The following is a 14,343-nucleotide window of genomic DNA, read 5'->3' as shown; positions in this document are numbered from 1 at the left end:
TTATTCCAAGCTTTTAAGCGTCAGGGCGCGCTCGACTTCTCGGCGCACCAAACGCCGAACATTTCGCGTGATCTTTTCACCGACCGCCCCCTGAAGCTCTTCTCGCACAAGGCGCACCACCAGATCACGGAGCATATCTTCGTCGATCAAAGCGGCGTCTTCACCAAGCTTCAAATCTTCTTCGTCAGCTTCGGTATCAACCGCGGCCCCATCGACGGCGCGGGCAGCGTCGACGAAATCGGAAACATCGGCCTCCACCTTTTCCCATGTGTCATCGTCGGCCATTGGCGCACGCTCAGCACGCTGACGCAGGAAAACTCCCGGCCCCAGATCTTCAACAGCATCGCCCAGATCGGGTTCAAATTCGACACTGCTATCGCTCACTGCAGCCTCAAGTTCGGCGACACGATCTTCAAGATGCGTCTCTTCATTCACATCCTCAAAAGAAGCAGAAATATCAGCGGGCCAGGTCGTTGACGCTGTCTCTTGCGCTGTCTCTTGCTCTGCCTCTGTCTCTGGCTCTGTCTCTGTCTCTGGCTCTGGCTCTGGCGTGTCCTGCTCTGGCACCTGCTCGCTTGCGTTAAGTTGCAAGGGCTCTTCCGGATTTGGCTCCGCCTCAGGATTTGCGTCACGAGACGCTTGATCCTGGTGAACATTGGCATCTGCCCCTTCGTGTTCAGACGATTCTAAATGCTCGGAAACATCATCTTTCAGATCCTGCCAGGGATCCGCGTCCGGCGCATTATGATGTTCGGGCTGGGCATCCTGTGGCACCTCACCGGACACCGAGCCGGAAAGCTCGGTCTCGTTTTCCGGCGTCTCGGAAACCTCAAGCGGAACCTGCTCCGAATGCGGTTCATCCTTCGCTTCTCGGGCCTCATGCACACGAAAGTCCGGCGTTAGGACAAGCTTGTCCGCCGCCCTGACGGTCCCAAATGCAGGCTTTGGAGACAGGTCTTGATCCCGTTGCGTGTCGACGACTTTGGCGGCCGGTTGTGGCACGGCATTTTCGGAAACGAGACGACGGATCGAGGATAGAACATCCTCGATCTCTGCATTTGTGACGGGGTCCGACATACCTGAATACCTGCTCATAAACTGTTCTTTTTCCCGTATTTAACGGGGTTTACACAAGCAGTTTACAGGCCATACCTGATTCTCACAACACGGCGATCAATTCTTGCCGAGAAGCTCAATAATAGCGTCGAGCTTTTGTCCTTGGGGGCTGACCTGGCGCACGGGCGCATTGCGAACAGCGTTGTAATACGCCTCTGCGTCATAGGTTACGACGCCCAGTTTCAAATGCTCCGCCGTCAAAAGGCCCATCGCGGACAACAGCGAATAAGCGGCATAATACCGATCCGCTTGCGCCGAGATCCGCGCGGCTTCGGCATTCAGAAGCTCTTGTTCCGCGTTCAAAACATCCAAGGTCGTGCGCGACCCAAGCGTGGCTTCTTCACGCGCACCACGCAATGCAACACGGCTGGCCCGAATCTGTCGATCAGTCGCTTCCAGCTGTGCCGCTGCAATTGCCATCTGCGACCAAGCATTGGCCACATTCTGATCCACGCTCAAACGCGACAGGTATAAGCCTGAGCGTGCCTGCTCTGCCTGAGCAACCGCTTTGCGATATTGCGCAGAGCGTAATCCACCGGAATAAATTTCGCCGCGCACGGTAATCCCGATACTATTGTTGAAATTTCCTTGCGTGCTGTCACCAACCGTATCGCTATAGGCCGTTTGCGCCTGCCCGACGACTGATGGCATCATGGCCGTCTTGGCAACTTTGATCCCAATTTCAGCTGCTGCAACCTGGTGCTGAGCGGCTTGAATGTCCGGATGTCTCTGGCGGGCTACAGATTTCGCAGCCTCCAGCGACTTGGCTGTCGCCGGCAAATGTGGCGGTGTCGAAAGGCCTTTTGGCAAGTGGCCAACCGACGCGCGATATTCTTCGCGAGCGATTTCCAATTGTCCACGGGCGGAGACTTCGCCAGAGCGCGCAGATGCCAGACGCGCACGCGCAATGGCCACGTCAGTTTGGGTCACTTCTCCGACGTCGAACCGATCATTTGCCGCCCGTAATTCTTGGGTCAGAACACGGACCGAGTTCCCTTGAAGGGCCACGTTTTCAATCGCCGAGCGAACATTTAGATACGCCCGAACAGAGCGCAGCAGCACATTCTGCTCCACACCAACAAGTGTATCCCGTGCGGCTAGAACCAGCTCTTTTGAGGCTTGAACCCCCATTTTACCGCGACCGAAATTGTAAAGCAGCATACTGGCGGTCAAGGTCGCGCTTGTCTGGCGTCCATCGGGGGTCGGCCCCCGCCCGTCGGTGTCTGCCCAACCATGGCTCAGGGAATATTCAATCGTCGGACGCAAAGCAGACAGGGAAATAGCCACATCTTCATCAGCCGCGCGCAAAATCGCCTGATTTTGCTTTAATAAACCACTGGATTTATAGGCCGATGCCATCGCATCAGACAGACTCTCGGCCCAAGCGACCGGGGTCGTCGACATCAGGGCCACAGCGGCAACGCTGATCAGCTTTGATTTAATACCCATTTTTCAATCCAATCCTACTGCATTCGACAATATCAGCCCGCGCGCGGGCTTACGAGTATTACAATACAAACGTCCGCGATGTTTCGAAGCCGGACATAACCGGCGCGCCGGCGTGAAACGAATGACGCCAAGCCATTTGACCATCAATCTTATACCCTACACGTACCGTCCCCAGCTTTCCGTCCGCGAAAATGGCCGCGATGCGCCCACCGTCTTTCAACTGGTCCACCACAGCGTCGGGAATCTGTTCAACGGCACCCTCAACCACAATCACATCATAGGGACCGTTTTTGGCATTCCCATCCGCAGGCTCGCCGTGAATGACCGCGACATTATCCGCACCGAAAGCCGACAGCGCAGCCTGCGCTTCACCAGCCATTGCTTCGTCGCTTTCAACCGCAACCACAAAATCTGCAAGCCGCGCCAAGACGGCTGAGCTGTATCCAAGCCCGCAACCAAGATCGAGCACCATCTCATCGGGTTGCACGTCAACGGCGTCCAGCATCTTGGCCAAGGTGCGGGGTTCCAGCACAACACGCCCGGCACCCAGATCAATGTTTTCGCCCATATAGGCGGCTTCGCGCTTGGCATCCGGTACGAAATCTTCGCGCGGAACCGACAACATCGCGTCGATAATTGGGAATTTGGTCACATCGGAAGGGCGAACTTGTGTGTCCACCATCATCGTGCGGCGCGCTGCAAAATCGGTCATCGTTGAGCCTATCGTGTCAGAAACATTTGCATTGTTTTGCCATAGATAGCGGTCTGCGGCAATCCCACAAGGGGTTAGGTGCGGCATGATAGCAACTATTTTGCAAACATTTCGCGCAGGCCGCAAATCCCAAAACTTTTCCACCAAAACTTTCTGTTTTCTCGCCCGATCTCCTCTGGACAACCCACTAAGAATGGCGCTAGAGAAGCGCAACATCACGGACGGCGAGTTGGCGGAGTGGTGACGCAGCGGATTGCAAATCCGTGTACACCGGTTCGATTCCGGTACTCGCCTCCAATAAAATCAAAACCTTAGCTCTTGAAGTCTGAGGTGATTTTGTAGGTTTAGGCACGGCTAAGACACTGTTTTCGATTGCAACGCACCAGCTAGCATCCCTTCAACGAAACATGCGTGACCTATCTAAGCCACTAGGCACTTCATGCAGGCTTTGTTGTAGGACACAAAACCCAGCCAGAACGAAACGCTCAAGAACCACCTAGGTTGATCATTACATCCTGCGAAAGGCTGCTAGCGATTTGCTCTGGCATGGGATCGTCCATCGGCCCTGTAAGGCGGGCGCTCTCGGACGCCCTGCCAGCCACATTCTCTGCCCCCTTCAAATGCCACCCGTGCCTCGCGCGGATCATCGAAGACTGTGTCAGCTCGCCTTCGCGTCCCTGTGTGTAAGCGCCATTACTGCATCATACTGGGAAAGGTAGACCTCACCATTCAGATCGTCGATCATGTGAGACGTCTTAAGGCGGTCCATCACTGGTCCCTTTACTTCGGATAGGTGGAACCCAATGCCCATATCTTTAAGCCGGAGGTTGATCGCCTCAAGGCTTTCGAGCGCAGAGTAATCGACTTCGTTTACGGCTGAGAACATCAAGACAACATTCTTAATTTTGGTCCCTTCGGTGACTCGCGACTGAATTAGGTCCTGCAAAAACCGTGCGTTGATAAAGTAAAGACTTTCATCCACGCGCAGCGCCAGGAGCGTCGGATCGGTTTCCACTTTGTGACGATGTATGTTGCGGAAATGCTGGCTGCCAGGAACAAGACCGACTTCGGCCACATGGGGGCGTGACGTCTTGTAAAGATGGAGCAGGATTGAAATTGCAACACCGCTGGCGACACCAACCTCTACTCCCATTCCCAAGGTAAGGACGATGGTGGCAAGAACGGCCACAAAATCATCTCGGTTGTAGTTCCATGTTTTTTTGAGGATCGAGAGGTCAACAAGGCTGAGAACGGCCACAATGATCGTCGCCGCGAGCGTTGCTTTGGGCAAAAAGTAGACCAGTGGCGTCAGAAACAGCGCAGCAATCGCCAGGCCCATCGCGGTATAAATACCCGCCGCAGGCGTTTCTGCCCCTGCGTCGAAGTTCACCACTGAACGTGAAAAACCGCCCGTTACGGGAAAACCGCCAGTAAAGGCCGCCCCAAGGTTGGCCGCCCCTAGCCCGATGAGTTCTTGATTGGGCTTGATTTGTTGGCGCTTCTTTGCCGCGAGAGTTTGCGCGACAGAGATGCTCTCGACGAACCCAATGATGGAAATCAAGATCGCAGGCACCAACAGCGAACCGAACAGATCCGCAGAGAAACTAGGCATCGTGAGCGGAGGCAAACTTTGCGGAACGTCCCCAACAATCTTTACGCCGCGATCCACAAGTCCGAAGCCCCAAACAGCAACTGTCGTCGCGACAACAGCGGCGACGGGCCCTGCTTTGGTCAGGATATCAGCCATGAGAGGCGACAGCCCCATTTTGTTTAAGAGGGGCTTCAGGTTCTTGCGAACCCAGAACAAGAACGCGGTTGCCGACACCCCAATAATCACTGTGATCCAGTTAACCTGCCCCAGATGTTCAAAGAGTGATCCCAGCATTTGCGGCAACGTATGGCCGTGGGCATCCACGCCGAGGATATGCTTGAGTTGGCTGGTGGCGATAAGTATTCCCGAAGCCGTGATAAAGCCCGCGATGACCGGGTGGCTTAGAAAATTCGCAAGAAATCCCAACCGAAAGACCCCGAGCAATACCAAAAATCCGCCTGACAAAAATGCCAACGTCAACGCGGCCATTGCATACCCCGCCGTCCCTGTTTCTGCAACTTGACCAACCGCAGACGCCGTCAGCAGCGAAACGACGGCAACGGGACCAACAGCCAGCGCGCGACTGGTCCCGAAGATCGCATAAAGGACAATCGGCGCGATGGATGCGTAGATGCCCGCCTCGGGCGGCAGCCCCGCCAAGAGCGCATAGGCCAATGATTGTGGGATCAACATGATCGTCACGATTACCGCTGCGATCATATCGTTCGACAAAGCGTTGCGGTCATAGCGGCTGCCCCAATCAAGGATTGGGAGGTAACGGCGAAGGAAGTCCATGGGAGTATGTCCAGAAAAGAGGTCGCTTCGCGGGGCGCGAAGACGTCAAGAAAGTTAAGATCAAAGCCGCAGATCGTTAAGGTAAAAAACAGCAAAACGATCCGCGACAATCATTAAGTGCGCCGCCTATTCAGCGGCCGCCTCGATTTCTTCGGGCTTTGCCATCCATTCTTTACCTTTCAGCATGGCCTGCCAATAGAACGGTGGCAGCAGCTTTTCCTTCAGGAACCACGCAGCACGGCTGGGTTTTGTGCCATCGATAATAAAGGATGGGAAGCTCGGCTTGAGGGCCCCACCATAGGCAAATTCCGCCAACACAATCTTGCCGCGTTCGACCGTCAGCGGGCAGGAACCATACCCGTCGTATTGCGCGACAGGAGAGCCCCCTTTGATGTCGGCCAAGATGTTCTCGGCGACCGTTGGGGCCTGCTTTCGGGCAGCTGCCATCGTTTTGGCATTCGGTGCGTTCATCACGTCCCCCAATGACCATATGTTTTGATACGTTTTGTGGCGCAACGTCGCTTGGTCAACATCCACCCATCCAGCAGCATCCGCCAACGCAGAGACGCGGATAAAGTCCGGTGCAACTTGTGGCGGGCACACATGCATCATGTCAAAATCGACAGTAATCTCGGTCGGCTCACTATCTGGCTTGGCAACTTTGAACGTCGCCTTCTTAGCCGCACCATCAACCGATGTGAGGGTGTTGAAGAAATTCAGCGTCGCATCGTATTTCTCAATGTATTTCATCAAGGCCGGAACGTATTCCTTTACCCCGAACAGAACCCCGCCGGCGTTCATGAACTGGATATCAATATCCTTGAGAACCCCGCGCCGGAACCACGCATCACCCGACAAATACATTGCCTTTTGCGGCGCCCCCGCACACTTGATCGGCATAGGTGGTTGGGTAAACAACGCGCGACCTTCTTTCATCTCTTGGACGAGCTGCCAAGTATAAGGCGCAAGATCATATCTGTAATTCGACGTCACACCATTGCGCCCCAAGGTCTCTTCCAGACCTTCGACCGCGCCCCAATCAAGCTTAAGACCAGGCGCCACCACAAGGCGATCATAGGTGACAACCGTACATCCTTCGAGGATCACGGCATTGTTCTCAGGTGCAAAAGCAGCAACTGCCGATTTGATCCATTTCACCCCACGCGGAATGAGAGACCCCATTGTTTTCGCGGTATCACGGGCTTCGAAAACGCCGCCGCCAACCATGGTCCAACCGGGCTGGTAATAGTGGACGTCCGAGGGATCAATGATTGCGATCGACAGGCCTGATTTGCGGGCAAGCAAACTGGATGCTGTTGCAATGCCGCCTGCACCTCCACCCACGATCACAACGTCGTATTTGGCGTCCCCGGTCTGGGTGGGGGTCTTGCCACCATTGGCAATACGCCGCGCGACACCGTTCATGTCATACCCAGCGGCCTTTGTTGCAGCGAGGATTTCAGGCAAAGGGCGCTTTTGCGCTTCGTGCAAAGACCATAGCGTCGCCGAACGGGTGCCGGACCGACAGTATCCCAAAACGGGGCGCGGCAGGTCTTTCAAGGCTGCCCCGAAATCTTCGACATTCTTGTCGGTGACCATCCCCGATTCAACGGGGACATAAGCCACGGCCAAACCGGCCTTCGTGGCTGCTGTTTCAATCTCTTGAAAATTTGGCTGGTCCGCGCCTTCTCCATCCGGTCGGTTGCAGATGATCGCGCGAAAACCCGCCGCGCTGATCGCAGCCATGTCATCGACAGAAATCTGTGGCGCGACTGAAACCTTATCGGTGATTTTCTTGATTTCCATAGTCTTTCCTTTTTCCGCGTCTTTGTGCCCTTCGGGCCTGGTCCGGAGCACACGAGACTGACGCCGTAACGAGTTGCAGCGACGTGTTGGGTGAATGATACAGGCTTCGGCGCTAAAGGGCGTTGAGCGGCACTTTCAGCATTGGATTTCCATCTTTGTCAGTTGGCACCTCGCCCGCACGCATGTTCACCTGCAACGATGGTATGATGAGCTTGGGCATTGCCAATTGCGCATCCCGCTCGGTCCGGAATTTGACGAAGTCATCCTTGGTCTTGCCGCCGCCCACATGAATGTTGTTGGCTTTTTCCTCAGCGACCGTTGTTTCCCACGCGATGTCGCGCCCGCCGGGGCCATAGTCGTGACACATGAAGAGCCGCATGTCGTCTGGCAGGCTAAGAACCTTCATAATTGAATCGTAAAGTACACCCGCGTCCCCGCCCGGAAAATCAGCCCGCGCAGAACCACCGTCCGGCATGAACAAGGTATCACCAGTAAATGCGGCATCGCCGATCACATGGACCATGCAGGCCGGGGTATGGCCAGGGGTGAACATCGCAAAGGCCTGCATGTTGCCGATCATGTAGGTGTCACCGTCCTTGAACAACGCGTCAAACTGTGACCCGTCGCGCTGGAATTCCGTGCCTTCATTGAAGACTTTTCCAAAGGTTTCCTGAATGATCATGATACCTTCACCAACCCCAATCTTGCCGCCCAGTTCCTGCTGGATGTAGGGTGCCGCGCTCAGGTGATCCGCATGGACGTGGGTTTCAATGATCCATTCCAGTTTCAACCCGCGTTCTTTGATACGGGCAATCATCTTGTCAGCGCTGACATGGGTGATCCGGCCCGCGGCATAATCCAAATCCATCACACTATCGATGATTGCACATGCGTCGGACGTTGGATCCTTGACGATGTAGCTGATCGTGTTCGTGGGCGCATCAAAGAAGGCTTCTACGTCTGGTTTGATGTCCATGTTGACGGGGTATGTGGTCATTCCAATTCTCCGATTTTCTAATTCAATGGCCGTGTGTGCGACCCTCGGCCGCCATCATTTCATGTACGGCCTGCATGCCCCGATCCGCCATTGCGGTAACTTCAGCTGCGTGGGTGTGAAGGGCCGCAACGAGGTCAGGGTTGTCCGATGTCTGGATGACAACGATCCCCTCGTCCTCGATAGAAACCTCTGACAGTATCTCTTCGCCGCGTAGGAAAAAAATATCCAAAGTCGGGCTTTGGATCATGATTTTCGGGTCATCCAATCGGCCAACGCGGTCGATCATGCCAACCGCGTGACGAATAAGCGCATCCATGACGTCCGGGTCTGACGAACGTGTTACGGTGCGAATACCATTGGGCAGGTTTTCCACCTCCCGGGTAATCGTATCAAAGTTGCGGAACATGACGGCCAGTTCCGCGCTTTCCTCAGGGGTTGCATTTTCGCCGCGCAGGCCCGGCATGTTGACTTCGTCGTGTTGCATGCTGCCGGAATGTTCGCCCATCATCCCATTGTGACCCATCATGCCGCCGCGCGAAGACATTGCATAATACATACCTCCGGCCCCGACGACACCAGCCAGGACCACGGCGAGCAGAAGGGAAGCAACTTTGCGCCCTGTTCTGTTTTCCATAACTAAGCCCCCTTCGCTGTGATTTGCGACGTCGCAAGACCCCGGTGCGCATAAGTCCCTGCGGTGCCGGCAGCCAGAAACAGGGCAAGACCGAGAGCCCAAGTGCCCGCACTGTCGAAGACGTTGAAAACCGTCGCCGGCGTCATCATGCCGGCGATTGCGATGCCGACACCGAAAACAAGGCCGGTCAAAAGTGCATTGATATGCTTCACTATCATGAGCTCCAATAACGTGATGGATCGGGTGAACGGTGATCTCGACGGTTGTCAAAACGGTTGAACATGCCGCAATTGGACACAAGGGATCGGCCCCAATTTACGCCAGTCGAACCAGAGATGCGGCCCAAGCCAAGCATCAAAAGCACAGCCCGGACCCAATCAAAGTGCCTCCGCCAAATGACGAGAGCGGCGAAAATGCGGTTCTGTGTTAACAGGTCTTGCAAGTCTTGAGGCCAAGCAGCGAATAGATCGGACACATCTTGAGGCTAGATGTCGCCAGCATGACAACGCCAACGGCGACAGCAGCGTATTTAACAAATGATGCCGCAAAAAGCGGCAGGCCACTGAAAAGCGCGAGGTAAAGCAAAACCGCACCCAATGCGGCGCGCAAAATTCGGTCGAATGTTCCAACATTCGTCGTCATGCCGATCTCCCTGATAACTAAGTTGACTTTGAGATATAACTTTAGCCATCGTCGTTCAGTGACATTGTCACCAAACGATCAGAAACCGGGGAACTGGATCAGGTTGACTCGGCGATCGCCCTAAGCTCTGGCTTGTTCTTAAAGGTGATCAGGCCGCGCGATTGCTCGATCAACTCGCGCTTTTGAAAGTCTTGCAACACGCGCGAAATGACCTCGCGGGCCGTCCCCAGTTCGCTCGCCAGGCCTTGATGTGTGGCACGCACCTCTTTCAATTCATGTCCTAAAGTCAAAAGCCGCTCTGCCAATCGCACATCAATGCGACCAAAGGCGACGTCATCGACAACACGCAAGAGGTCGATCAACCGGCGTGAGTATGCGGCAAAAACGAAATTGCGAAAGGAATCTTCTTCTGCTGCAAGGCGATTAAAGGCGGGCTTTGGCAAAACCACCATCGTCACATCAGTTTCGGCGGTTCCCTCTGCGTTGTAGGCTTCTTCGGCAAGCATGCACGCCGTTGTAAGCACGCAGCTTTCACCCGCTTCGATACGGTACAGAACGATTTCGCGCCCGCCTTCAGAGCCTTGCGAGACCCGGATGCGCCCGTCAGAGAGGAAAAAAAGACTGTCCGGGATATTCATCGGGCCAAAGACCTGATCGCCTTTTTTCATACGTATGATCCGCGCCACCGCGTTTAGGCGATCACGGACACTTCGAGGCAGTGCAGCAGTCCCCTTGAACCGCTCTGTCCAGTCAATATCCGTCATTTTACCGTCCTCACTGGTGCGACGATCCCTGCTTCCAAAGGTGCAATTCTGGCCAACAGATCCCCACGGTTCGACACAATATCGGCCAAAGTCAAATCATCGAGGACCGCCAAGAATGCACGCGTGGCCTCTTGCAAGGCGTGTGACAGTTCGCAAATACCTATTAGAGGGCAGGTGTTGCTTTCGGGATTGAAGCACTCTGCCACATCAAGGGGCCCTTCAGTCAGGCGCACAACATCGCCAACGACGATTTCCGCGGCAGGTCGCGCCAGACGAAAACCTCCCCCACGCCCGCGCTGCGTTATGATGTAGCCTGCCTGGCCCAACTCATGGACAATCTTCACGATATGCGGGCGCGCAAGACCATGGACCCGCACCACATCGTCCACGCGAATCAATTCTGGGGCCTTCAACGCTGCCATTTGTAGGGATCGAATTGCAAAATTCGTGTAGGACGTCAGTTTCATGTTATCACCTCTACAGAAGTTATATTTGCTTTATAGCTTTATGCAAGATGGGTGACATTGTCACTGAAGCAGATGCGCGCACCACCTAGTTTAGCCTTAGACAAAGAATAGGAGAATAGAATGACATTGCTTCTTGGAGATACTGTTCCAGACTTTTCTGCTGACACAACCACCGGTCCGATTTCCTTCCATGACTGGATCGGAAACGAGTGGGCCTTCTTCTTCAGCCATCCTGCGGACTTCACACCAGTTTGCACCACTGAAATGGGTCGCACAGCGCAACTGGCCTCTGAATTTGAGCAGCGCGGCGTGAAACCTATCGGGCTCAGCACAGACACGACCGCCGAGCATCTGAAGTGGATCGAAGACGTCAACGACACACAAAACACAACCCTGCGGTTTCCAATCGTCGCTGATCCTGACTGCAAGATCGCTAAACTGTACGAAATGATCCACCCAAGCGAATCCGCAACTGCGGCGGTCCGATCTGTTTTCATCATAGATCCTGACAAAAAGCTGCGCCTGTCGATGACCTACCCAATGAACGTTGGTCGTAACTTTGACGAGATCCTTCGCGTTATCGACGCCCTTCAGACCGCTGATGCAAAAGGTGTAGCCTTGCCCGCCGACTGGCGCCCGGGCGATCGTGCGATTATCCCGCCTTCGGTCTCCAACGCCGAGGCCACAGCGAAGTTCCCGCAAGGTTTTGAAGAAATCCGCCCTTATCTGCGCACCGTGGATATCGGCTCGCGCGACTAACCACGTTTACCGAGGTCTGCTTGCAGGCCTCGGTTTCCATTATGCATCACGAGGCAAACCATGCTCGACGGATTTACAGCAGAGACTTTGGCACGCGTGCAGTTCGCGTTCACGGTCTCATTCCACATCATCTTCCCGGCCTTTTCGATCGGCCTTGCCAGTTATCTGGCTGTGCTAAATGGGCTTTGGTTACGGACACGGGACGAGACATATCTGAATCTTTTCAACTACTGGAAAAAGATCTTTGCTGTTGCATTTGGCATGGGTGTCGTCTCTGGCATCGTGATGTCTTACCAGTTCGGCACCAACTGGGCCAACTTTTCGGACAAGGCTGGCCCGGTGATCGGCCCCCTTTTGGCCTATGAAGTCATGTCCGCCTTCTTTCTTGAGGCAGGTTTCCTTGGCATCATGTTGTTTGGCCGCGAAAGGGTCGGCGACAGGTTGCACATGTTTGCAACGGCCATGGTCGCGATCGGAACGCTGATGTCGGCAACGTGGATCTTGTCGGCCAACAGCTGGATGCAGACGCCCACGGGGTATTCGATTGGCGAAAACGGGCAATTCATTCCCGAAGACTGGCTTGCCATCATCTTTAACCCATCCTTCCCCTACCGCCTTGTCCATATGGTGCTCGCCGCCTATCTGACCGTGGCCTTCGTTGTGGCCGCCGTCAGCGCGCTGCATCTGTTGCGCGACAAGACAGACAAGGAGTCGCGCCGCGCATTTTCGATGGCGATGTGGATGGCGATCATCGTGACACCGATCCAGATCTTTGCAGGCGACACGCATGGCATCAACACGCTTGAGCATCAGCCAATCAAGGTCGCGGCGATGGAAGGACATTTCGACAGCCACGGTGACAACCAGCCGCTGGCGCTGTTCGGCATTCCCAACGTCGAAGACGGTGTGCTCGATTACGCGATCGAAGTCCCCTACATGGGGTCGCTGATATTGACCCACAGCTTGAACGGGCAGATTAAAGGGCTGAACGAGTTTCCAAAAGACGAATGGCCACCGGTCATGATTGTCTTCTTTAGCTTCCGGATTATGGTTGCCATCGGCTTTGCCATGTTGGGCCTTGGGCTTTGGGGCGCCTTGGCACGCTGGAAGGGCAAGCTCTTTGACTGGCCCTTATTGCACCGCGCCGCCATCGTCATGGGGCCTGCCGGGTTCATCGCGGTTCTGTCTGGTTGGATCACGACCGAGGTTGGCCGCCAACCCTACACTGTCTACGGCCTTCTGAGGACAGCGGACAGTCTCGCGCCTGTTGATGCACCCGCCGTGGCAACCTCGTTGATGGCTTTTGTCGTGGTCTACTTCTTCGTCTTCGGCGCGGGTACATTCTATGTGCTGCGGATGATGAACAAGCGCCCCACGACACCTAATATCGGCCTGAATGATGGCCCACTCCGTACAGCAGGCATTACGCCCGCAGCTCAAGTCGACCCCGACTTCATCTCAGGCGAATAAGGAGAGCGCCATGTTATTCGATCTTGCCTTCATTTGGGCCGGCCTCATTGCGTTCGCCGTGCTCGTCTATGTCATTCTTGATGGTTTCGACCTCGGGATCGGGATCCTGTATCCCTTTGCACGGTCCGAAAAAGACCGCGATATGATGATGAACTCGGTCGCCCCTGTCTGGGATGGAAACGAGACTTGGTTGATCTTGGGGGGCGGCGGTTTGTTCGCCGTCTTCCCACTGGCATATGCAATCATCATGCCCGCGCTTTACATGCCGATCATTCTGATGCTTTTGGCGTTGATCTTTCGCGGCGTATCCTTCGAATACCGCTGGCGGACGAAACGCTGGAAAGGCGTTTGGAATGTCGCCTTTTTTGCCGGTTCAACCGTTGCGGCATTCTCGCAAGGCATTGCTCTGGGTGCCTTGGTGCAGGGCATTGAGGTGACCGGGCGTTCCTATTCAGGTGGCTGGTTTGACTGGTTCACACCTTTCTCCATCCTGACAGGCATTGCGGTCGTGGTCGGATATGCACTTTTGGGGGCAACGTGGTTGGTTTTGAAGACCGAAGGTGACCTCCAGGTGCAGATGCGCCGCCACGCATGGTGGCTCGGGGCTGGAACGCTGAGCCTAATCGGCGCGGTTAGTCTTATCACCCCGTTCCTCGAGCCAATCTACTTTGAACGTTGGTTCAACCTTCCCGGCAGCCTGGTTTCAATGGCTGTTCCGGTCGTGATGGTCGGCCTGATCTGGTCTTTCTTTACTGGCTTGAACGACGGCAAGGACTTGCAACCCTTCCTGTCCGCCCTTGGCTTTTTCGTCGTCAGCTTTGTCGGCATCGGCATCAGCTTTTACCCGATGATGGTGCCACCTTCCCTAACGATCTGGCAGGTTGCCGCGCCGGACCAAAGCCTGGCCTTTGCTTTGGTCGGAGCGGTGATCCTCATCCCTATTATCCTGGCCTACACCGCCTATGCTTATTGGGTATTTCGCGGGAAAATCGATCCGGCCGAGGGGTACCACTGATGAAACAGTCGCTGGTTTCAAAATGGGCGTGGTTTGTCGCTTTGTGGCTCGCAAGTGTTCTTGCACTTGGCGTGGTGGCCTATGCCATCAAGCTGGTGATTTAACCCGCAAACAGAATGCCACTTT

General features: G+C 55.0%; 15 protein-coding genes and 1 tRNA gene. 5 read left to right on the top strand and 11 right to left on the bottom strand.

Translation table 11 applies throughout. The features are described 5' to 3' along the window. From KKW20_RS02735 to KKW20_RS02725, 3 genes are all read right to left on the bottom strand, one after another. Positions 1-1,095: a hypothetical protein gene (locus KKW20_RS02735; RefSeq protein WP_214565835.1), complete on the bottom strand. Its 1,095-nt coding sequence runs from the start codon at positions 1,093-1,095 to the stop codon at positions 1-3. 78 nt (positions 1,096-1,173) lie between these two features. Beyond that, positions 1,174-2,565, bottom strand: a complete 1,392-nt coding sequence (locus tag KKW20_RS02730; protein WP_214565833.1) for a TolC family outer membrane protein — start codon at positions 2,563-2,565, stop codon at positions 1,174-1,176. Positions 2,566-2,623: 58 nt separating this feature from the next. Further along, the gene (locus tag KKW20_RS02725) at positions 2,624-3,277 is read right to left on the bottom strand and encodes a protein-L-isoaspartate O-methyltransferase family protein (RefSeq protein WP_214565831.1); all 654 of its coding nucleotides are present in this window, start codon (positions 3,275-3,277) and stop codon (positions 2,624-2,626) included. A gap of 223 nt (positions 3,278-3,500) precedes the next feature. Here KKW20_RS02725 and KKW20_RS02720 point away from each other — a divergent pair. Further along, positions 3,501-3,574 (top strand) — tRNA-Cys (locus KKW20_RS02720). Positions 3,575-3,935: 361 nt separating this feature from the next. On the opposite strand, the gene KKW20_RS02715 is transcribed toward KKW20_RS02720, so the two are convergent. The 8 genes from KKW20_RS02715 to KKW20_RS02680 form a co-directional block, all read right to left on the bottom strand. Continuing rightward, complete coding sequence (locus KKW20_RS02715) at positions 3,936-5,663, bottom strand: SulP family inorganic anion transporter (protein ID WP_214565829.1); 1,728 nt, start codon at positions 5,661-5,663, stop codon at positions 3,936-3,938. 126 nt (positions 5,664-5,789) lie between these two features. Continuing rightward, complete coding sequence (locus KKW20_RS02710; RefSeq protein WP_214565827.1) at positions 5,790-7,469, bottom strand: bifunctional protein tyrosine phosphatase family protein/NAD(P)/FAD-dependent oxidoreductase; 1,680 nt, start codon at positions 7,467-7,469, stop codon at positions 5,790-5,792. A 112-nt stretch (positions 7,470-7,581) separates the two neighbouring features. Beyond that, positions 7,582-8,466, bottom strand: coding sequence for an MBL fold metallo-hydrolase (locus KKW20_RS02705; RefSeq protein WP_214565825.1), 885 nt, complete (start codon positions 8,464-8,466; stop codon positions 7,582-7,584). Positions 8,467-8,488: 22 nt separating this feature from the next. Continuing rightward, positions 8,489-9,100, bottom strand: coding sequence for a hypothetical protein (locus KKW20_RS02700; RefSeq protein ID WP_246534398.1), 612 nt, complete (start codon positions 9,098-9,100; stop codon positions 8,489-8,491). 2 nt (positions 9,101-9,102) lie between these two features. Continuing rightward, positions 9,103-9,312, bottom strand: a complete 210-nt coding sequence (locus KKW20_RS16645; RefSeq protein WP_343207545.1) for a DUF6691 family protein — start codon at positions 9,310-9,312, stop codon at positions 9,103-9,105. A 214-nt stretch (positions 9,313-9,526) separates the two neighbouring features. Continuing rightward, positions 9,527-9,742, bottom strand: a complete 216-nt coding sequence (locus KKW20_RS02690; protein ID WP_214565823.1) for a YgaP family membrane protein — start codon at positions 9,740-9,742, stop codon at positions 9,527-9,529. 98 nt (positions 9,743-9,840) lie between these two features. Next, a complete protein-coding gene (locus tag KKW20_RS02685) occupies positions 9,841-10,506 on the bottom strand; it encodes a Crp/Fnr family transcriptional regulator (RefSeq protein ID WP_214565821.1) in 666 nt (221 codons plus the stop codon). Beyond that, positions 10,503-10,973: an Rrf2 family transcriptional regulator gene (locus tag KKW20_RS02680; protein ID WP_214565819.1), complete on the bottom strand. Its 471-nt coding sequence runs from the start codon at positions 10,971-10,973 to the stop codon at positions 10,503-10,505. The genes KKW20_RS02685 and KKW20_RS02680 overlap by 4 nt, the downstream gene beginning before the upstream one ends. Positions 10,974-11,093: 120 nt before the next feature. Between KKW20_RS02680 and KKW20_RS02675 the strand changes: the two genes are divergently transcribed. Genes KKW20_RS02675 through KKW20_RS02660 form a run of 4 tightly spaced genes read left to right on the top strand, consistent with a single transcriptional unit; the run spans position 11,094 to position 14,321 of the window. Further along, a complete protein-coding gene (locus KKW20_RS02675; protein WP_214565817.1) occupies positions 11,094-11,732 on the top strand; it encodes a peroxiredoxin in 639 nt (212 codons plus the stop codon). A gap of 60 nt (positions 11,733-11,792) precedes the next feature. Then, entirely contained in the window at positions 11,793-13,202 is a 1,410-nt protein-coding gene (locus tag KKW20_RS02670) for a cytochrome ubiquinol oxidase subunit I (RefSeq protein WP_214565816.1), read from the top strand. Between the two features lie 10 nt (positions 13,203-13,212). After that, entirely contained in the window at positions 13,213-14,217 is a 1,005-nt protein-coding gene (gene cydB / locus KKW20_RS02665; protein WP_214566060.1) for a cytochrome d ubiquinol oxidase subunit II, read from the top strand. Beyond that, a complete protein-coding gene (locus KKW20_RS02660) occupies positions 14,217-14,321 on the top strand; it encodes a DUF2474 family protein (protein ID WP_214565815.1) in 105 nt (34 codons plus the stop codon). Before cydB ends, KKW20_RS02660 begins: the two co-directional genes overlap by 1 nt. The last annotated feature ends 22 nt before the right edge of the window (positions 14,322-14,343 follow it).

Origin of the sequence: Aliiroseovarius lamellibrachiae (assembly GCF_018599245.1) — a bacterium.
In the GTDB taxonomy this organism is placed as follows: Bacteria; Pseudomonadota; Alphaproteobacteria; order Rhodobacterales; family Rhodobacteraceae; genus Aliiroseovarius; species Aliiroseovarius lamellibrachiae.
This window is presented reverse-complemented; position numbering and strand designations above follow the sequence as displayed.